Source organism: Novosphingobium sp. (genome assembly GCF_027486195.1).
In the GTDB taxonomy this organism is placed as follows: Bacteria; Pseudomonadota; Alphaproteobacteria; order Sphingomonadales; family Sphingomonadaceae; genus Novosphingobium.
In genome coordinates this window covers 1-19,674 of sequence record NZ_JAIXPP010000077.1, presented here as the reverse complement: position 1 = coordinate 19,674, position 19,674 = coordinate 1, and the positions used below count along the sequence as shown (strand labels likewise).

Below are 19,674 nucleotides of genomic sequence, written 5' to 3'. Positions count from 1 at the left end.
TCGGCAAGGCGCAGCGCCTCGACGCGGTTCTCGCCCTTGCCCGCGACCTTGATGAGCGCCAGCTCGCGCTCGACGTAAGGGCCGACTTCGGTGAGATCGACGACCTTGTGGACGGGCACGAGGCGTTCGAGCTGCGCGCGGATCTGGTCGATCACTTCGGGCGGGCCGTGGGTGACGATGGTGATGCGGCTGACATCATGGCCATCGGTGATGTCTGCCACCGTCAGGCTATCGATATTGTAGCCGCGCGCGGTGAACAGGCCCGCGATCTTGGCGAGAATACCGGCTTCGTTGTCGACGGTGATGGTGAGGACGTGGCGCTCTGCAGCGGCGATCAGGGTTTCGGCGGTCATTATTTCGGCCTCCTCAAACCAGCGCCTTGGCGGCATCGTCCATCGTGCCGGAGACAGTGTCGCCGTAGAGGATCATGTCGGTGTGTGCGGCGCCCGACGGGATCATCGGGTAGCAGTTCACTTCCTTGGCGACGAGGCAATCGACGAAGACTGGCCCCGGATGGTCGATCATCGCCTGAATGCCGGCGTCCAGCTCGCTCTCGTTCTCGATGCGGATGCCCTTCCAGCCATAGGCTTCGGCAAGGCGCACGAAATCAGGGAGGCTATCGGAGTACGAGTTCGAATAGCGGCTTTCGTAGGTCAGTTCCTGCCACTGGCGGACCATGCCCATCCATTCGTTGTTGAGCACGAAGACCTTGACCGGCAGGCGATACTGCGTGGCGGTGCCGAGCTCCTGGATGTTCATCTGGATCGAGGCATCGCCCGCAATGTCGATCACGAGCGCATCGGGGAAGCCGACTTGCGCGCCGATCGCGGCGGGCAGGCCGTAGCCCATCGTGCCGAGGCCGCCCGAAGTGAGCCACTTGTTGGGGCCGGAGAAGTGGAAATACTGCGCCGCCCACATCTGGTGCTGGCCGACTTCGGTGGTGATGATCGGATCGTGCCTGCGCGTCAGCTCGTAGAGCCGCTCGACCGCATATTGCGGCATGATCGCCTCGCTCCGGTGCGGATAGGCGAGGGACTTGCGCGCGCGCCAGCCATCGATGCGGGTAAACCATTCGGTGAGGTCCGCCGCTTCGTGGCGAGCTTCGTGCCACCCGCCAAGAAGCTGCTTCAGCACCTTCGCGCAATCGCCGACAATGGGAAGATCGGCGCGCACCGTCTTGTTGATCGAGGCGCGGTCGATATCGATGTGGATGCGCTTGGAATTCGGCGAGAAGGCATCGAGCCGGCCGGTGACGCGGTCGTCAAAGCGGGCGCCGATAGCGACGATGAGGTCGGCGCGGTTCATCGCCATGTTGGCTTCATAAGTGCCATGCATGCCGAGCATGCCGAGCCAGGCGGGATGTTCTGCCGGGAAGGCGCCCAGGCCCATGAGCGTGGAGGTGACGGGCGCGCCGGTGAGGGCCTGCAGCTCGCGCAGCAGGGCGGCCGCCTCGGGCCCCGAATTGATCACGCCGCCGCCGGTGTAGAAGATCGGTGCCTGCGCGGCGGCGATCATCTGCACGGCCTGGGCGATATCCTCGCGGGCGGCTTCCAGTTGCGGGGTGTAGCGCGTGCGTTCGCGCAGCGGCTTGCCCGTCCACGGCGCAAGGCCGATCTGGACGTCCTTGGGGATATCGATCACGACCGGGCCGGGGCGGCCCTGCGTGGCGATGCGGAAGGCTTCGGCGACGACTTCGCCAAGCTCGGCCGGGTCCTTCACCAGATAGTTGTGCTTGGTGCAGTGGCGCGTGATGCCGACGGTATCGCATTCCTGGAACGCATCAGACCCGATCAGCGCGGTAGGCACCTGGCCGGTGATGACGACAAGCGGGATCGAATCCATGAAAGCATCGGCAATGCCGGTGACCGCGTTGGTAGCGCCGGGGCCGGAAGTGACGAGCACGACGCCGGGCTTGCCGGTGGCGCGGGCATAGCCTTCCGCGGCATGGGCGGCGCCTGCTTCGTGGCGGACAAGAATGTGGCGAATGCGCTCTTCACCGAACAGGGCATCGTAAATCGGCAGCACCGCACCGCCGGGATAGCCGAACACGCATTCGACTCCCTGTGCAACCAGGCTTTCGACCAGAATCTCTGCGCCGCTGCGCTCGTTCTTCACGCTCAATTCCCTTCCCGGCCCGGTGTTCCCTACTGGGTCTTGCCCCGGATGCCGCTGCGAACCGGCGCGTTAGCCGTGCCGCCGCGCCGTTCAAACCAAAATCTGCCGGATCAAGGGCCGAATCCCACGAAAACCCGGAAAAAATGCGGCCCGGAGCAGAGGCAGACTGCACCGGGCCAAGCATGCCGCGGGATGGACTGGAGGTCTTACCCGGCGGTGAGTGTGGGGTATACGACATAAAATGCCGCGTCAATCGCTAATCGCGTAATAATGCTTCAATCAAGGTGTCTGGTGGGGAATTTTGCAACGCGATGCGCGGCCACGCTGGGGGCGGTTGATGCCTCAGCCAGGTGTATTGCCGCTTGGCATAGCGGCGCGTGGCCTGGCTTCCTGCCGCGATGGCCTCGGCTTCGGAGCACGCGCCGGCAAGGAAATCAGTGACTTCCGGCACGCCGATGGCGCGCATCACGGGGAGGGCGGGATCAAGATTGCGGGCCAGCAACGCCTCGACTTCGGCGAGCGCGCCGCCGCGCCACATCTGCGCGAAGCGGCGGTCGCAGCGTTCATAGAGCCAAGTGCGATCGGGCATCAGGATCAGCGGGCGCAGCGCTACGGCGTCGCCGATGCCGCCGGTGCGCTCGGCTTGCCATGCCGCAAGAGGGCGACCGGTGGAGCGCACGACTTCGAGCGCGCGGGCTAGGCGCGCGCTATCGGCCGGGGCGAGCGCGGCGGCGCGCTCCGGGTCTTCGCGGGTGAGGGCTGCATAGGCTTGCTCCACCGGCAAGGCGCGCACGGCGGCGCGCACCTCGGGATCGATGGCGGGCACGGGGGCGATGCCATCGAGCAGGGTGCGGATGTAAAGCCCGGTGCCGCCGACGAGGATGGGGAGCGCACCTTGCCCGTGCGCGGCGGCGATTTCGGTGCGGGCAGCGGCGGCCCAATCGGCGGCGGAACAGGCCTCGGCCCCGTCCCACGCGCCGAACAGGCGGTGGGGTACGCCGTGCATCTCTTCCTCTGACGGACGGGCGCTGAGAACGGCGAGATCGGCGTAGACTTGCGCGCTATCGGCATTGATGACGACGGCCTTGCCTGCGGCGGCAAGCGCGGTGCGCACGGCGAGATCGCTCTTGCCGCTGGCCGTCGGCCCTGCAATGAGCGCGAGCGGCGGCAGGCTGGCCGTGCTTGAAGGGGAATGATCGGTGCTCATCGCACGGCTGATAGCAGAGCCCGAGACGCTTGGTGACACCTTAGGTGATCGGCTTGCGCTCGCCATGGAGCAGATCGAGGACGCGGGCTGGGAAGTGGCCGGCGCGGGCATGCTCGCGGAAGTCGAGGACGTGCTCGAGATGGAACTGATCGAGGAGGCGGAAGCGCCCGATGTCGGCGCGGTTCGGCGCATTCTGGACCAGTGCTTCCCGAGCACTGACCTCCTGCTTTCGCGCGAGGCCATCGAAGTGCCGCGGCTGTTTGTCTCGGACATGGATTCGACCATGATCGGGCAGGAATGCATTGATGAACTGGCGGATTTCGCAGGGCTGAAGGAACGGATCGCGGCGATCACCGAGCGGGCGATGCGGGGCGAGCTCGATTTCGAGGCGGCGCTGCGTGAACGCGTGGGGCTGCTGAAGGACCTTTCCGAAAGCGCGATTGCCGAGTGCCTTGAACAGCGCATCCGCCCGATGGATGGCGCGCGCACGCTGGTTGCGACCTTGAAGGCGCTGGGCGCGCGGACCGTGCTGGTGACCGGCGGTTTCCACGCCTTTGCCGATCCGGTGGCGGAGCAACTGGGCTTCGAGCATGTCGTGGCGAACCGGCTGGGCGTGCACGGCGGCAAGCTGACGGGCGATGTGGTCGGCGGGATCGTCGACAGTTCGGTCAAGCGCAAGGTGCTGCTGGATGAGGCAGCGCTGCTGGGCGAGGGCGCGGGTTCGCTGGCGACCGGCGACGGCGCGAACGACATTCCGATGCTGGAGGCGGCGACCCACGGCATCGCCTATCGCGCCAAGCCCAAGGCGCGTGCGGCGGCGGACGGGTGGATCGAGCGGGGCGATCTGACCGCGATCCTCTCGCTTTACGGCATTGCGCGGGAGAATTGGGTGGCGGCTTGACGCTATATTAACACTGGTGTTAGTAGTGCCGCAGAACCTGATTCTGCGGAGGCCTGCGTGAACGCTCTGACTGCCCGTTTCGAAGCTGATACCTCACGCGATTTCCTGCAGCTGCCGCTGTTCGACGAGCGGCGGCCGCAGCTGCGCCTGCGTCCAGCCAAGGCGCTGCACCATTTCCGCGAACTGCTGAAGGACAAGGAAAACACCGAGGAGGTGTTCTACATCTTCGAGGCGCTGCCTTGGCGCGATCTGCGCAAGTCTGGCGAGCGGTTCCTGACTTCGGAGCGCGGCTTGGATATCCGGGTGAAGGAACCCGATCTGCCGACGATCCTCGATGATCACGCGGCGCTGCGGCGGATGCCGGAAGGCTCGCTTGCGCATGCCTATTGCGACTTCATGGAGAAGGAAGGGCTCACCGCGGCGGGCCTCGTCGAGGAGTTCCAGCGCTTCGCCAAGGACAAGCCCAAGTATAACGACCAGTTCCAGTGGTACATGAACCGCATGCGCGATGTGCATGATATGCTTCATGTTCTCACCGGCTATGGACGCGATGCGCTGGGCGAGGCCTGCGTGCTGGCATTCACCTACAGCCAGCAGCCTTCGCCAGCGCACTTGTTCATTGGCTATATGGCCGGGCTCAATATCGGCAAGCAGGTCAAGAGCAGCGCCCCGGTGCTGCGCGCGATCCGCGAGGCGCAGGGTCTGGGCAAGGCCTGCCCGCGTCTGGTCGAGCAATCGATCACCGAACTGCTGCCGCTGCCGCTGCAGGAAGTGCGCCGCCGCCTGAACATCACGCCCGCGATGCATTATCGTGCGGCGCATGCGGTGTGGCAGTCGATGGGGGTCGATCCCTACGATCTGCTGGGCAAGAAGGCGGCTTAAGAGGCCCCTCCGACCTGCCTTTGGCAGGTCATCTCCCCATTCGCGCTTCGCGAAAATGGGGAGGACCTATGATCCTCCCTGTTTTGGCGAAGCCCAAACGGGGAGGTGGCTCGCGAAGCGAGACGGAGGGGGTTCTCTACCCCTCCATCCAGTCCTTGAAGAATGCCTCATTTGCCGCGCGCAGTTCGGCAATCGCAACCGAAAACCCCGGCCCACTGACGGCGCTGCCGCCGGTGGTGCCGACGCGGGTCATTGGGATGCCGGCAGCCTGAATCGTCTCGGCCACCGCGCTCGTCACGATATAGCGGCCCTGATCCTCACCGAAAGCGGTGAAGTGATCGCCGATTTCCTCGAGCGTGCAGCCGATACCGCTGGCGAGCGCCATTTCCGCAAGCGCTACGAGCAGGCCGCCGTCTGAAACGTCGTGAACCGCGCTGACCTTTCCGGCGGCGATCAGGCTGCGCACGAATTCGCCGTGGGCGCGTTCGGCGGCGAGATCGACCGGCGGGGGCGGGCCGTCCTCAAGGCCATGGATTTCGCGCAGCCAGAGCGACTGGCCGAGGTGGCCGTTGCTGTGGCCGATCACGAAGATGGCCTCGCCGTCTGCCTTGAACGCGATCTTCGCCATGGTTTCATGGTTTTCCATGAGGCCGACGCCGCCGATCGCTGGGGTGGGGAGGATCGCCGAGCCGCCGCCGGTGGCCTTGCTTTCGTTGTAAAGCGAGACGTTGCCGCTCACGATCGGATAATCGAGCGCGCGGCAGGCTTCGCCCATGCCGCGCAGGGCTTCGACGATCTGGGCCATGATTTCGGGGCGCTGGGGGTTGGCGAAGTTCAGGCAATTGGTGATTGCCAAGGGCTTGGCGCCGACCGCCGAGATATTGCGGTAGGTTTCTGCCACGGCCTGCTTGCCGCCTTCGTAGGGGTCGGCATAACAGTAGCGCGGGGTGCAGTCGGTGCTCATCGCGAGCGCCTTCTGCGTGCCGTGGATGCGCACGACGGCAGCATCGCCGCCCGACTTCTGCAGCGTGTCTGCACCAACCTGCGAATCGTATTGCTCCCAGATCCAGCGGCGGCTGGCGAGATCGGCGCTGCCGATAAGCTTGAGGAGGTCCGCGCCTAGGTCCGCGCTGGCGGGCACGTTGCCGAGCGGCTTCACGCCGGACCATGCCTTGTAGTCCGCAAGGCTCATGGCCGGGCGGTCATAAAGCGGGGCATCTTCGGCAAGGGGGCCGAGCGGGATGTTGCAAACCGTCTCGCCCTGGAAGGTGAGGACCATGTGCCCGGTATCGGTCACTTCGCCGATGACCGCGAAATCGAGTTCCCACTTCCTGAAGATCGCCTCGGCCATGGCTTCCTTGCCTGGCTTCAGCACCATGAGCATGCGCTCCTGGCTTTCCGAGAGCATCATTTCATAGGGCGTCATGCCCTCTTCGCGGCACGGCACCTTGTCCATGTCGAGCACGATGCCAGCCTTGCCGTTGGTCGCCATTTCGACCGACGAGGAGGTAAGGCCAGCCGCGCCCATGTCCTGAATCGCGACGATGGCGTCGGTCGCCATGAGTTCGAGGCACGCTTCGATGAGGAGCTTTTCGGTGAAGGGATCGCCGACTTGCACGGTGGGGCGCTTGGCTTCCGAATCCTCGCCAAAATCGGCGCTGGCCATCGTTGCGCCGTGGATGCCGTCGCGCCCGGTCTTGGAGCCGACGTAGACGATCGGATTGCCGATGCCGGTGGCGGCGGAATAGAAGATCTTGTCCTGATCGGCGACGCCCACAGTCATCGCGTTGACAAGGATGTTGCCGTCATAGGCGGGATGGAAATTGGTCTCGCCGCCAACGGTCGGCACGCCGACGCAGTTGCCATAGCCGCCGATGCCCGCGACGACGCCCTGCACGAGGTGCTTCATCTTGGGGTGATCGGGCCGGCCGAAGCGCAGCGCATTCATGTTGGCCACAGGCCGCGCGCCCATCGTGAACACATCACGCAGGATGCCGCCCACACCGGTCGCCGCGCCTTGGTAGGGCTCGATGTAGGAGGGGTGGTTGTGGCTCTCCATCTTGAAGATCGCGGCGAGCTTGGTGCCGTCCGGCCCATCGCCGATATCGATCACGCCCGCGTTCTCGCCCGGGCCGCAGATGACCCAGGGTGCCTCGGTCGGCAGCTTCTTCAAGTGGATGCGGCTCGATTTGTAGGAACAGTGCTCCGACCACATGACCGAGAAGATGCCGAGCTCGACGAGGTTCGGCTCGCGCCCCAGCGCGTGGAGCACGCGGGCGTATTCTTCCTCGGACAGCCCGTGGGCGGCGACGGTTTCTGCGGTGATCTCGGCCATGCGGGGGGCTTTAGCGACGGAGCGCGGCCAAGGCGAGTCTCAAGAGGAGCGGTTTTGCCGGGTTGATTGCAGCCAAACGCCAAGTGCCGAAATCAGAACGTAGGCAAACAACGCGGTCAGCGGCAGGCTGGCATCGACCACAGTCGTGCGGGCGCCGAACCAGTCGATCGATTGAACCAGCGCGAGCACCACGGCCAGCACGCCCAGCGCCCATCCGGCGCGCGGCGAAACAGGTCGCGTGCGCCAGACATAGAACGCCAGCGCGCCGTAGATGAGAGCGAGTTCCAGCGGCTTTTCGACCAGCGGCAGGTCCCACAGTCCCAACCCGAGCAGGGGCGGCGATCCCGCCAGCGTGAGATCGGGCCGATGGACGAGAAGATCGAGCAGCCAGTGCGAGAGCACTGCGGCGGCGGCGAGCAGAGCGGCGGCGGCGCTGCGCCAGATCAGCCAGACCAGTGCCGCAAAGCCTGCCGACCATACGCCGGTGCCGAACAGGCTGTGCGTATAGGGCATGTCGTAGAGATCGAGCCAGTTGCTGGCGGTGATGCCCGGCACCATGCGGAAATGCTCTATGCCGAGAAGGGCGAAGGTGAAGAAGCCGAAATCGATCAACTGGGTGCCGACCATCAGCACACCGAGCGGCGGCGCCTTGCGCGCTGTGGCGGCGATGAAGGCGGGGGCAAAATGGCCGACGAACATGGGGCCTCAGCTGGCGAAAGCGCGTGCGGCCCAAGTGGCGGCAACTGCGGCGGTCATCGTGGCGAAGGCGCCCCAGCAGACATCGATCGCGGTCACGTAACTCGGCCAGCGGGCGAGCGTGGCCTGATTTGTGAAATCATAGGTCGCGTAGCACAGCGCGCCGAGCAGGGCGCCGTTGAGCGCTGCGGCGCCAAGGCCCCCTGCTATGCCGGGACGGATCGCGAACCAGACCATGCCGGCCAGATAGGCGAGATAGAAAATGCCCGCTGGCGCAAGGCGGAATGTGGGAGCCAGGAGGTCGCCGAGCGCGGGGCGATAGAGGTTTGGCCCGGCCCAGCCGAGCCACAGCGCATCGAGCGCCCCGAACACGAGGGCCGCCACGACATAGGCGATTACGAGTTGCATCCACGGTCTCCCTGCCTCGAAGCTTGACCGGCTGCGGCTCGCCCGTCAATGCTGGCACGCGATGGTAGACCAACCCGACATCGGCTCGCTGAGTTTCGAGGAAGCCCTGAAAGCGCTGGAGGATATCGTCCGCCGGCTGGAAAGTGGCGAGGCGCCGCTCGACGAATCAATCGACCTCTACGCGCGGGGGGATGCGCTGCGCGCGCATTGCCAGAAGCGTCTGGATGCGGCGCAGGCGCGGATCGAGGCGATTGTCAGCGACGGGCAGGGACGCGCTGCGGGCACCAAGCCGTTTGATGAAGGAAACGCCGGGGCATGACCGCGATGGAACGGACGGGGCCCTGGCAGGACCTGCTGCGCCCGGCGCTGGTGCGCATCGCCGAGGATATCGACAGCAGCTTCGATGCGCTGCTGCCGCTGGCGAACGACCCGCGCGATAGGCTGATCGAGGCGATGCGCTATGCCGCGATCGGCGGCGGCAAGCGGCTGCGCCCGCTGCTGGTGCTGGCCACCGCCAGCCTGTTCGGCGCGGACCGCTCCATGGCGATCCGGGTGGGCACCGCGATCGAGGCAATCCACGTCTATTCGCTGATCCACGATGATCTGCCGTGCATGGATGACGACGCGCTGCGCCACGGCAAGCCGACGCTGCATGTCGCCTTCGATGAGGCGACGGCGGTGCTGGCGGGGGATGCGCTGCACGATTTTGCCTTCGAGGTGCTGTCTGATCCCAACCTGTCGGGCGATCCCTTCGTGCGGATCGAACTGGTGCGCACGCTGGCGCTCGCCAGCGGCATGAACGGCATGGCCGGCGGGCAGATGATGGATATCGCCGCCGAGACCGCCTCGTTCGATCTGCCGACGGTGACACGGCTCCAGCAGTTGAAGACCGGCGCGCTGCTGAGCGCGGCGGTGGAAATGGGCGCTATCATCGGGCGCATTCCGGCCGAGGGGCGCTCGCACTTGCGCGGCTATGCCCGCGATATCGGGCTTGCCTTCCAGATCGCTGACGATCTGCTCGACGCCGAGGGCGACGAGGAAGCGGCGGGCAAGGCGCTGCGCAAGGACGAGCAGGCGGGCAAGGAGACCTTCCTTTCGCTGCTCGGGCCGGAGCGGGCGCGCGAGCAGGCGCATATGCTGGTCGAGCAGGCGGTGCAGTTTCTGTCCTCCTATGGGGAGGAAGCGGACCTGCTGCGTGCGCTGGCATGGTTCATTGTCGAAAGGGATCGGTAGACATGGGAGAGGCGGGAAACAGGATCGGGGTATACCCCGGCACGTTCGACCCGATCACGCTGGGGCATCTCGATATCATTCGCCGGGGGGCAAAGCTGGTCGACAAGCTGATCATCGGCGTGACGACCAATCCTTCGAAGAACCCGATGTTCACGCCCGAGGAGCGCATGGCCATGGTCACGCGTGAAGTGGCGGCGCAGGGGATCGAGAACGTCTCGGTCATGGGCTTCAACGCGCTGCTGATGAAGTTTGCCGAGAAGCAGGGCGCAAGCGTGATCGTGCGCGGCCTGCGCGCGGTGGCGGACTTCGAGTACGAATACCAGATGGCGGGCATGAACCAGCAGCTCAACGACGGCATCGAGACGGTGTTCCTGATGGCCGACGTCAGCCTGCAGCCGATCGCTTCCAAGCTGGTCAAGGAAATCGCGCTGTTTGGCGGCGACATTCACCGGTTCGTGACGCCGACAGTGCGTGATGAAGTGGTGGAGCGGGTGGAGCGCCAAGGGAGGCTTGGCGACTACTGAACGAGGCCTGGTGAACGCGGCCTGGTGAACGCGGCCTGGTGAACGCCGGGCCGGGGGCGATTTGTTCATTGCGGCGTCATCGCCGGGGGGCTATCCGGCGCACATCGGCAGATCTGATCGGCCAGAGTGATTAGGAATTGGGTTTGATGGCATCGCGTTTGTTCACCAGGATCACGCTCGGGCTTGCGCTCGGCGCGGCGCTCATCGCCCCGATTTCGCCGGCCATGGCCCAGCGCCCGCCGGAGAAGGAAGCGGCCAAGCCGATCAAGATCGATCCGATCCAGCATGCGCAGACGATCACGTATGCCGTCGATGCCGATATCTCGCATGATCCCGACAACGTGCTGCTGCTCGATCTTTCGAACGGCGGGCGCGTGGCGATCCGGCTCATGCCGGAATGGGCGCCCCACCATGTCGAGCGGATCAAGACGCTGACCAAGGAAGGCTTCTACAACGGGGTGATCTTCCACCGCGTGATCGAGGGCTTCATGGCGCAGACCGGCGATCCCACTGGCACCGGGCAGGGCGGTTCGAAGCTGCCGGACCTCAGTGCCGAGTTCAACGATATCCCGCACTTGCGCGGCACCGTTTCGATGGCGCGCACGGAAGAGCCGAATTCGGCCAACAGCCAGTTCTTCATCGTTTTCTATCCGCGCTTCGCGCTTGACCACAAGTATACCAACTTCGGGCGGGTGATCGCGGGGATGGATATCGTTGATTCCATCGTGCGCGGCGAGCCGCCGAAGAATCCGACCAAGATCGTGCAGGCAAGCTTGGCGTCCGAGGGCAAGGCCCCGCCGCCGCCGCCCGCGCCGGCTGCGCCCGCAGCGTTTACCGCAGACATGCTGAGCAATTCCAAGTCCAACTGAGGATTGCAGGCGCGGCTTGACGCGCGGGTTTGTCATTTAGTTTGTCCGCACGCGCGCTGAGCTTGTCGAAGCAACGCAGCGGCGCTAGCGGCCATACCCATGCGTGTAGACCTGTTTGATTTCGAGCTTCCGCCCGAGCGCATAGCGCTGCGCCCCGCCTCTCCGCGCGATTCGGCCAAGCTCCTTGGCGTGGGGGCGGAAGGGCCGTTCACCGACGCTCTGGTGCGCGATCTGCCGAAGCTGCTGCGCGCGGGCGATGTTCTGGTGTTCAACGATACGCGGGTGATCCCGGCGCAGCTCGACGGCGAAGTCGGCAATGCCCGGATCGGCGCGACTTTGCACAAGCGGATGGACCTGCGCCGCTGGCAGGCCTTCGTGCGCAACGGGCGGCGGCTGAAGCCGGGCGTGGTCATCACGTTCGGTGCGGGCGTGACGGGAACCGCCGAGGAGCGCCATGCCGACGGCAGCTGGACGCTGGCGTTCGGCGGCGAGGAGCCGGTCGAGGTTCTGCTCGAGCGGGCAGGCACGATGCCGCTGCCGCCCTATATCGCGGGCAAGCGCGCGGTCGATGAGCGCGACCGCGAGGATTACCAGACGATGTTCGCAGCAGAAGACGGCGCAGTGGCCGCGCCGACGGCGGCGCTGCACTTTACGCCCGAACTGATGGCCGCGCTCGCAGAGGTGGGCGTGCTGCATGAGACGCTGACCCTGCACGTGGGGGCAGGCACCTTTCTGCCGGTCAAGGCCAACGATACCGACGACCACGCGATGCATGCCGAATGGGGCCGGATCGAACCCGAAACGGCGGCGCGGCTCAATGCGGTGCGTGCGGCGGGCGGGCGGATCATCGCAGTGGGCACGACCAGCCTGCGCCTGCTGGAAAGCGCGGCGGATGAAGCCCGCGTGATCCACCCGTTTGCGGGCGATACCAGCATCTTCATCACGCCGGGCTACCGCTTCCGCGCGATCGATGGGCTGATGACCAACTTCCACCTGCCCAAATCGACCTTGATGATGCTGGTCAGTGCGCTGATGGGAATCGAGCGGATGCAGACGGCTTATGCCCATGCCATCGCCAATCAGTACCGCTTTTACAGCTACGGCGATTCCAGCCTGCTGATCCCCTAGGTCGCGACCATCTCCGCCACGGCATCGAGCACGGTGAGGCGCTGCTTCTTGAGGTCTTCGAGGTGCTGGTCGGACGTTGGCTCGATCCCGGTTTCGGCGCGGTGGATCGCCTTGTCGAGCTGGTAGTAGGCATCGCTGAGCTTCTGGAAATGCGCGTTGCCGAGCTTGAGTGCGTGGAGCTTTGCGGCGGCATCCGGAAATGCGGCGGCGAGATCGTGGGCGGAATGGCTCATGGGTGGTCTCCTCGTTGGGGTCTGGGAGGAGCCTAGCAGGACGGAAGGGGCGGCGAATTGCGGCCGGTCAATTCGCGAACCAACTCCACACCAGTTTGCCGGTGAGCGCCAAGCTGGCGGTGACGAGCAGCGGGCGGATCAGCGCCGCGCCGTAGCGCGTTGCAAGCCGCGTGCCGATCATGGCGCCCACCATCGAGCCTGCGCCCATGCAGATACCGAGCAGCCAGATGACCTGCCCGCCCAGCGCAAAGACCACGAGGCTGGCGACATTGCTGGCGAGGTTAAGCAGCTTGGTGAGGCCCGTGGCGCGGGTGAGGCCGAGGCCGCGCAAGGCGACCAGCGTGGCGGCGAAGAACTGGCCGGTGCCGGGGCCGAAGAAGCCATCATAGAAGCCGATGCCGCCAGCGACGGGGAGATAGGCCCCTTCGGAGAGGCGCGGCTTGCTCGGTGTATCGTCCATGCGGGGGGAAAGCAGGGTGTAGAGTGCAGCGCCCATCAGCAGCAGGGGTACGACGAGGCGCAGGACCCTGGCATCGAAGTGCTGGATGACGAGCGCGCCTGCGCCCGCGCCGAGGAAGGCGGCAGCGGTGGCAGGCAGATTGGGGCGCAGCGCGAACAGCCCGGCGCGGTGATAGCGCGTGGTGGCCACAGTAGCGCCCATGGCAGACTGCAGCTTGTTGGTGCCGAGCATGAGGTGCGGCGGCAGCCCGGCGTAGATCAGCGCCGGAAGCGTCAGCAGCCCGCCACCGCCCGCGATGGCATCGATGCAACCCGTCAACACGGCAAGGGCGGTCAGCGCGGGATAGAGCCAGGGGGCGAGGACGAAAGCTTCGTGCATTTGCGCCCCATGGCGTTTGTGCGTAAGGCGCACAACCTCCCCAGCACCCGAGAACTTGCGCAATGACCCGCTTTTCCTTCGCCGTCCACGCCACCGATGGCCGTGCCCGCACCGGCGCGATCACGATGCAGCGCGGCACGATCCGCACGCCCGCGTTCATGCCGGTGGGAACGGCGGGCACGGTCAAGGCGATGAAGGTGGAGGATGTCGCGGCGACGGGAGCCGACATCATCCTCGGCAACACCTACCACCTGATGCTGCGGCCCGGCGCGGAGCGGATGGCGCGGCTGGGCGGGCTGCACAATTTCATGCGCTGGGCGGGGCCGATCCTGACCGACAGCGGCGGCTATCAGGTGATGAGCCTTTCCGACCTGCGCAAGATCACCGAGGAAGGCGTGACGTTCGCGAGCCATATCGATGGTTCGCGGCACAATCTGACGCCAGAGCGCAGCATGGAGATCCAGCGGTTGCTGGGTAGCGACATCGTGATGGCTTTCGATGAGTGCCCCAAGATCGACCAGCCGCGCGACGTGATCGCACGCAGCATGGACATGTCGATGCGCTGGGCAAAGCGCAGCCGCGACGGCTTCGATGCGGGCGGCGCACATGCGGAGAGCGCCGCACTGTTCGGCATCCAGCAGGGCGGGCTCGACAAGGAGCTGCGCGCGGCGAGCGCCGGGGCGCTGCGGGATATCGGCTTCGACGGCTATGCCATCGGCGGGCTGGCGGTGGGCGAGGGGCAGGAGGCGATGTTTGCCACGCTCGATTTCGCGCCGGGCCAACTGCCGGAGGATCGTCCGCGCTACCTCATGGGCGTTGGCAAGCCCGATGACCTTGTCGGCGCGGTGGAGCGCGGGGTCGACATGTTCGACTGCGTGCTGCCGACGCGTTCGGGCCGCAACGGGCAGGGCTTCACCTGGGACGGGCCGCTGAACATGCGCAACGCGAAGCACGCCGAGGACATGGGGCCGCTCGATCCGGAGTGCACATGCCCGGTGTGCGCCAAGTATAGCCGGGCCTACCTGCACCACCTCCACAAGGCGGGCGAGATGCTGGGCGCGATGCTGCTGACCGAGCACAACCTCTCGTTCTACCAGCAACTGATGGCCGCGATGCGCGGCGCGATTGCCGAGGGGCGGTTTGCGGCCTTTGCGGCGGGGTTCCGGGCAAGATATCTGGCGAAGCGCTGAATTCAGGTCAGGTTGACACAGTTGACACAGTCCTGAGGGGAAACTCCGACCCCTCTTTTCGCAGGCAAACGGCACCAGCGTTGACAGCGCGGCGAGCGGGTTTCTTCACGGTTTCACAGAGCAAGGCTGCACCCTAACGGGCCGGGCTTGTGTAGGACAGCGCCTTGCGTTGCCCAGCGTTCACGCGGGTTCCATATCGGCGCTGTTCGCGCTTGCATGGCGGCAGCCTTGCGATGAGGATGCGATGGCTCTTCCGGGGGAGGCCAAGCTTGCGCATTGCGTTGTGGATGATGGGATTGAGCGCCGCGAGCCTGTCCGGCGCGGGCAGCGCGCTGGCGCAGGCGGACGAGGGCACCGTGATCGCGGCGAAGTTTGGCGCGCTCGAATCCGTGCGGCAGATCAGCCTTTCGACCGATGGCTCCAAGATTGCCTACGTCGCGCCGCAAGGTGATGGCGGGGCCCGGCTTATGGTCGTCGATCTTGCGGGAGACGGCGTGCCCAAGGCCGTGCTGGCACAGCGGCCCGGGCCGGAGACGCTGCGATCTTGCAGCTGGGCCACGGCGACGCGGCTCGTCTGCCGCAATACCACCGTCTATGACTATGGCGGCTATCTGCTTCCGATCAGCCGCCTCTTCGCGCTCGACAGTGATGGCGGGAATGTCCAGCGCGTTTCGGCCGGGACCGGCAGCGATACGCTGGGCTCGGTGGCGCTGACGGGCGGATCGGTTATCGACTGGGCCGCTGTGCCTGGCAAGCCGGGTCGCATCCTCGTGACGCGCTTCTTCGTGCCGCAGCAGGCCTCGCAAGTCGGCATCAAGCGCGATGTGACGGGCTTCGGGGTCGAGGAAGTCGACGTCACCAGCCTCTCGCGCCATACCGTCGAGCGACCTGTTGCCGAGGCGAGCGAGTATATCAGCGACGGCCATGGCAATGTGCGCATCATGGGCGTGCAGCCCATCGACGGGAATGGCGATCGGCGCGGACAGGTCACTTATTCGTTCCGCCAGCCCGGATCGCGCGAGTGGCAGAGCCTTTCGAAAGTAAGGCTCGATGCCTCCGGCCGGGAGGACGGCTTCAATCCGTTGGCGATCGATGCGGCGCGCAACGTGGTCTATGGCTGGCAAGCGCTGAACGGGGCGCAGGCGCTCTACACCATGGCGCTCGACGGGTCGGGCAAGCAGGAGCTGGTGCTGGCGCGCGATGGGGTCGATGTCGACGGTCTGATCCAGATCGGGCGCGACCAGCGCGTGGTCGGCGCGAGCTATGCGACAGACCGGCGCATGGTCGAGTTCTTCGATCCCGCGCTCAAGAAGCTTGGCGCGGGGCTGGGCAAGGCGCTGCCGGGGCAGCCGAGCGTGGCCTTCATGGATGCAAGCGACGACGGCAAGTTGCTGCTGCTGGCATCGAGCGACGTCGATCCGGGGACGTTCTACCGCTATGACCCCGCAACCCGGCAACTCGCGCCGCTGCTGCCGGTGCGCGCGGAGCTGGCCGGCGTGACGATGGGCACGATGAAATCGGTGACCTATCCGGCGGCGGACGGGACGATGATCCCGGCCTATCTGACGCTGCCGCCAGGCAGTTCGGGCAAGAACCTGCCCGCCATCGTCATGCCGCACGGCGGACCATCATCGCGCGACGAGTGGGGTTTTGATTGGCTGGTGCAGTTCTTTGCGGTGCGCGGATATGCGGTGCTGCAGCCGAATTTCCGCGGCTCTGCGGGCTACGGCAGCGACTGGTACCAGCGCAATGGCTTCCGTTCCTGGCGCACCGCGATCGGCGATGTCAACGATGCGGGCCGCTGGCTCACGGCGCAGGGCATCGCCGCACCGGGCAAGCTGGGAATCGTGGGCTGGTCCTATGGCGGGTATGCCGCCCTGCAAAGCTCGGTGCTCGATCCCGAACTGTTCAAGGCAATCGTGGCTGTGGCGCCGGTGACCGATCTGCAGCGACTACGTGTAGACAGCAGCAAGCTTGGCCGCGACTTCATTGGAGAGGGGCCGCAAGTGACCGAGGGATCGCCGGCGCAGAATGCCGGCCGGATCAAGGCCCCGGTTCTGCTGTTCCACGGCGATCACGACGTCAATGTCGATATCGCGCAATCGCGGATCATGGAGGACAAGCTGCGCGGGGCGGGCAAGGCAGTGACACTGGTGACGTTCCCGGGGCTTGATCACCAGCTGCTCTCCGCAGCAGCGCGCACGCGGGTGCTGGCGGAGAGCGATGCGTTTCTGCGGAAGGCCATGGGTTTCTAGGGTCGGGAAAGCGATTGCCTTCCTCGCCCTGCCGCAGCACCTTGGTATCCGGTGAGGATGGGGGGGGGGGTGTGATGCGGCGGATTGGGGTTGAGCTGGCAGGGCTGCTAGCGGCGGTTTCGGGCTCGGCGGTGATGGCGCAGGAGGTGCCGCCTTCGGTGGTCCGCGAGGCTCGGGTGGTGCCGGGGCTGCATGCGGCTGGCGAGATCGTGATCGACCGGGCAGGCATTCCGCATATCTATGCCGAGTCGGCGCGCGACGGGTTTTTCCTGCAGGGCTATGCCGTGGCGCGCGACCGGCTGTGGCAGATCGACTTGTGGCGCAAGCGCGGGCTGGGGCGGCTTTCGGCGAGTTTTGGGCCAGCCTACGTGGCGCAGGACCGGGCGGCGCGGCTGCTGCTGTATCGCGGGGATATGGTCAAGGAATGGGCGGCCTATCCGGCGGCGGCGAAGGGTTGGACCGAGGCGTTTGTGTCTGGAATCAATGCCTTCGTTGCCGATGTTGAGGCGGGGCGGCAGCCGATGCCGGTGGAGTTCGGCGCGAGCGCCAGCCGGCCCGAGCGCTGGACGGCGGACGATGTCGTGCGCATTCGCTCCAATGCGCTGGCAAGCAATCTGGCCTCCGAGGTCGACCGGGCGCGGGCGCTGTGCGGCGGGGCCGGTGCCTATGAGTCGATGCGCGCGCCGCTGGAGCCGGCGACGCACAAGCTGGTTATGCCCAAGGGGCTCGATCCATGCAGCATCCCCAAGGACGTGCTCGATGAGTACCTGCTGGGCACGAGCGAGGTGCGCTTTGATGGCAAGGCGCTGGCTATGGCACCGCGCGATCCCGAAGTGCAGGAGGGATCGAACAACTGGGTGGTCGCGCCTGCCCGCAGCGCGACGGGGCGGGCGATCATGGCCAACGATCCGCACCGCAGCCACAGCGTGCCGAATTTGCGCTATCTTTCGCATATCGACACGCCCGAGCTGAAGATTGCCGGGGCGGGCGAGCCGGCGCTGCCGGGGATGAGCCTGGGGCACAACGAGGATGCGGCCTGGGCGCTGACGATCTTTGCCATCGACCAGCAGGACCTGGTGGTGAACCCCAAGGGCGCGAAGTTGACCGAAGTGCGCGAGAGCATCGCGGTGAAGGGCGAGGCCCCGCGTGAGGTCGTGCTGAAGTTCACCGCAGACCGCCCGGTGATCCATGAGGATGCGGCCAGTGGGCGCAGCTTTGCCTTGCGCGCGACGTGGAACCAGCCGGGCGCTTCGGCCTATTTCAACGCGGCTTGGGCCTTTACGGCGAAGAGCTGGGAAGACTTCCGCGCGGCGCAGACACACTGGGGGGCGCCGCCGCTCAACCTGCTATATGCCGACAGGGGCGGCACGACGGGCTGGATGGCGGCCGGGTTCGTGCCGAAGCGTGCGGCGGGCGACGGGCTGCTGCCGGTGCCGGCGGGTAAGGCCTATGGCTGGAATGGGATGCTGGACGGTGCGCTGATGCCGGCGATCAAGGACCCGGCGCAGGGGTGGTTTGCGACGGCCAACCAGTACAACGTGCCGGCGGGCTATCCGCATATGCTGGGTCTCGAATGGTCCAATCCGAGCCGGATGGCGCGGATTACCGAGGTGATCGCGGCGAAACCCAAATTCGGCATCACCGATGCGATGGCGCTTCAGAACGATGTGACTTCGCCCTTTGCGCGGCGGGTGGTGAAACTGCTGGGCGGGCTTGAAGGGAGGACTGTGGATGAGACAGGCGCGCTGACGCTGCTGCGCGGCTGGGATGGCGAGCTCGGCGCGGAGAGCGCGGCGGCGGCGCTCTACGAGATCTGGGCGCGGCGCTATCTGCCCCAGGCCGCGGTGAAGGCGATCGTGCCTGAGGCAGCGCGGGAAGCGATCGGCACAGTTGCGCTGATCGGCGTCGTTCAGACGCTTGAGGAAGGCAAGCTGCCGGCGGAGCTCAGCCATGCGATCCTGCTCGATTCGCTGGGGAGCGCGTGGGCCGAGACGGCGCGGCGGCTGGGGCCGGATCCGGCGCAGTGGCGCTGGGGCAAGCTCCATGTCGCGGATTTTCGTCCGGCGCTCGCCATTCCAGGCCGCGAGAGCGAGCAGCGGGTGGGGCCACTGGGGATCGGCGGCGGGTCTTCGACCCCCAATGCCGCAAGCTGGTCGGGCGATTTCCTGCTGACGGCCGGGCCTTCGGTGCGGCTGGTGATGGACGTGGGCGCGTGGGACAACAGCGTGGCGATCAACACGCCGGGGCAATCTGGCGATCCGGCGAGCCCGCATTACCGCGATCTGTTCGCGCGCTGGGCGGGCGGGGCTTATGTGCCCTTTGTGTGGAGCCGGGCGCGGGTGTTGCAGGAAGCGGAGCGGATTATCGCGGTGACGCCGGGGGAGTAGGGCTTTACCCCTCCGTCAGCCTTGTGGGCTGACACCTCCCCATTTGCACTTTGTGAAAATGGGGAGGATCTGAAACGAAAAAAGGCGGGGTGTTCGCCCCGCCTTCTTCGTGTTCGGTATGAAACCGTGGATCAGCGCGAGTAGAACTCGACGACCAGGTTCGGTTCCATCTTCACCGGGTAGGGCACTTCATCGAGCGTCGGGACGCGGACGAAGGTCGCCTTGTCGGCTTCGGCGGCGACGTAATCGGGAATGTCACGCTCGGCCAGCGACTGGGCTTCGGCGATCAGCGCCATTTCCTTGGCCTTGGGGCCGAGGGTCAGCACGTCGCCCGGGCGGACGCGGCGGCTGGCGATGTTGCACTTCACGCCGTTGACGCGGATGTGGCCATGGCTGACGATCTGGCGGGCCGAGAAGATCGTCGGCGCGAACTTGGCGCGGTAGACGATCATGTCGAGGCGCTGTTCGAGCAG

At 66.0% G+C, this 19,674-nt stretch carries 19 protein-coding genes; 10 read left to right on the top strand and 9 right to left on the bottom strand.

What is annotated here, in order from left to right; all coding sequences use genetic code 11:
• The 3 genes from ilvN to miaA form a co-directional block, all read right to left on the bottom strand.
• The coding region (ilvN, locus tag Q0071_RS14895) for an acetolactate synthase small subunit (RefSeq protein ID WP_298171103.1) at nucleotides 1-353 on the bottom strand (353 nt) is incomplete at its 3' end.
• A 13-nt stretch (nucleotides 354-366) separates the two neighbouring features.
• The gene (ilvB, locus tag Q0071_RS14890) at nucleotides 367-2,115 is read right to left on the bottom strand and encodes a biosynthetic-type acetolactate synthase large subunit (RefSeq protein ID WP_298171100.1); all 1,749 of its coding nucleotides are present in this window, start codon (nucleotides 2,113-2,115) and stop codon (nucleotides 367-369) included.
• Between the two features lie 256 nt (nucleotides 2,116-2,371).
• Entirely contained in the window at nucleotides 2,372-3,322 is a 951-nt protein-coding gene (gene miaA, locus Q0071_RS14885; protein WP_298171098.1) for a tRNA (adenosine(37)-N6)-dimethylallyltransferase MiaA, read from the bottom strand.
• Between miaA and serB the strand changes: the two genes are divergently transcribed.
• Together serB and Q0071_RS14875 are read left to right on the top strand one after the other, a co-directional pair.
• The gene (serB, locus tag Q0071_RS14880; protein WP_298171095.1) at nucleotides 3,315-4,223 is read left to right on the top strand and encodes a phosphoserine phosphatase SerB; all 909 of its coding nucleotides are present in this window, start codon (nucleotides 3,315-3,317) and stop codon (nucleotides 4,221-4,223) included. The two genes, miaA and serB, sit on opposite strands and share 8 nt — an antisense overlap.
• 57 nt (nucleotides 4,224-4,280) lie before the next feature.
• Nucleotides 4,281-5,105, top strand: coding sequence for a Coq4 family protein (locus Q0071_RS14875; RefSeq protein ID WP_298171093.1), 825 nt, complete (start codon nucleotides 4,281-4,283; stop codon nucleotides 5,103-5,105).
• A 136-nt stretch (nucleotides 5,106-5,241) separates the two neighbouring features.
• Here the strand turns inward: Q0071_RS14875 and purL are convergent, their stop codons facing one another.
• Genes purL through Q0071_RS14860 form a run of 3 tightly spaced genes read right to left on the bottom strand, consistent with a single transcriptional unit; the run spans nucleotide 5,242 to nucleotide 8,544 of the window.
• Entirely contained in the window at nucleotides 5,242-7,440 is a 2,199-nt protein-coding gene (purL, locus tag Q0071_RS14870) for a phosphoribosylformylglycinamidine synthase subunit PurL (protein ID WP_298171090.1), read from the bottom strand.
• 39 nt (nucleotides 7,441-7,479) lie between these two features.
• The gene (locus Q0071_RS14865) at nucleotides 7,480-8,139 is read right to left on the bottom strand and encodes a hypothetical protein (protein WP_298171087.1); all 660 of its coding nucleotides are present in this window, start codon (nucleotides 8,137-8,139) and stop codon (nucleotides 7,480-7,482) included.
• A 6-nt stretch (nucleotides 8,140-8,145) separates the two neighbouring features.
• Nucleotides 8,146-8,544: a DUF2177 family protein gene (locus tag Q0071_RS14860; RefSeq protein ID WP_298171085.1), complete on the bottom strand. Its 399-nt coding sequence runs from the start codon at nucleotides 8,542-8,544 to the stop codon at nucleotides 8,146-8,148.
• Nucleotides 8,545-8,605: 61 nt separating this feature from the next.
• On the opposite strand from Q0071_RS14860, the gene Q0071_RS14855 reads away from it, so the two are divergent.
• The 5 genes from Q0071_RS14855 (at nucleotide 8,606) to queA (ending at nucleotide 12,298) form a co-directional block, all read left to right on the top strand.
• Nucleotides 8,606-8,863 carry an exodeoxyribonuclease VII small subunit gene (locus tag Q0071_RS14855; protein WP_298171082.1) on the top strand — a complete coding sequence of 86 codons (258 nt, stop codon included), beginning with the start codon at nucleotides 8,606-8,608 and terminating at the stop codon, nucleotides 8,861-8,863.
• A complete protein-coding gene (locus Q0071_RS14850; RefSeq protein ID WP_298171079.1) occupies nucleotides 8,860-9,777 on the top strand; it encodes a farnesyl diphosphate synthase in 918 nt (305 codons plus the stop codon). Before Q0071_RS14855 ends, Q0071_RS14850 begins: the two co-directional genes overlap by 4 nt.
• Nucleotides 9,778-9,779: 2 nt before the next feature.
• Complete coding sequence (gene coaD, locus Q0071_RS14845) at nucleotides 9,780-10,301, top strand: pantetheine-phosphate adenylyltransferase (protein ID WP_298171076.1); 522 nt, start codon at nucleotides 9,780-9,782, stop codon at nucleotides 10,299-10,301.
• Nucleotides 10,302-10,447: 146 nt separating this feature from the next.
• A complete protein-coding gene (locus tag Q0071_RS14840; RefSeq protein WP_298171072.1) occupies nucleotides 10,448-11,170 on the top strand; it encodes a peptidylprolyl isomerase in 723 nt (240 codons plus the stop codon).
• Between the two features lie 99 nt (nucleotides 11,171-11,269).
• Nucleotides 11,270-12,298: a tRNA preQ1(34) S-adenosylmethionine ribosyltransferase-isomerase QueA gene (gene queA, locus Q0071_RS14835; RefSeq protein ID WP_298171069.1), complete on the top strand. Its 1,029-nt coding sequence runs from the start codon at nucleotides 11,270-11,272 to the stop codon at nucleotides 12,296-12,298.
• Here the strand turns inward: queA and Q0071_RS14830 are convergent.
• A complete protein-coding gene (locus tag Q0071_RS14830; RefSeq protein ID WP_298171066.1) occupies nucleotides 12,295-12,531 on the bottom strand; it encodes a DUF465 domain-containing protein in 237 nt (78 codons plus the stop codon). The two genes, queA and Q0071_RS14830, sit on opposite strands and share 4 nt — an antisense overlap.
• A gap of 67 nt (nucleotides 12,532-12,598) precedes the next feature.
• Entirely contained in the window at nucleotides 12,599-13,369 is a 771-nt protein-coding gene (locus Q0071_RS14825; protein WP_298171063.1) for a TSUP family transporter, read from the bottom strand.
• Nucleotides 13,370-13,431: 62 nt separating this feature from the next.
• Here Q0071_RS14825 and tgt point away from each other — a divergent pair, with 62 nt between their 5' ends.
• From tgt to Q0071_RS14810, 3 genes are all read left to right on the top strand, one after another.
• Nucleotides 13,432-14,559, top strand: coding sequence for a tRNA guanosine(34) transglycosylase Tgt (gene tgt / locus Q0071_RS14820; protein WP_298171060.1), 1,128 nt, complete (start codon nucleotides 13,432-13,434; stop codon nucleotides 14,557-14,559).
• A 287-nt stretch (nucleotides 14,560-14,846) separates the two neighbouring features.
• Nucleotides 14,847-16,814: a S9 family peptidase gene (locus tag Q0071_RS14815; RefSeq protein ID WP_298171057.1), complete on the top strand. Its 1,968-nt coding sequence runs from the start codon at nucleotides 14,847-14,849 to the stop codon at nucleotides 16,812-16,814.
• Nucleotides 16,815-16,888: 74 nt separating this feature from the next.
• Complete coding sequence (locus tag Q0071_RS14810; RefSeq protein ID WP_298171055.1) at nucleotides 16,889-19,201, top strand: penicillin acylase family protein; 2,313 nt, start codon at nucleotides 16,889-16,891, stop codon at nucleotides 19,199-19,201.
• Between the two features lie 131 nt (nucleotides 19,202-19,332).
• Here the strand turns inward: Q0071_RS14810 and rpsD are convergent.
• A partial coding sequence (gene rpsD / locus Q0071_RS14805; protein ID WP_298171052.1) for a 30S ribosomal protein S4 occupies nucleotides 19,333-19,674 on the bottom strand: 342 nt, incomplete at its 5' end.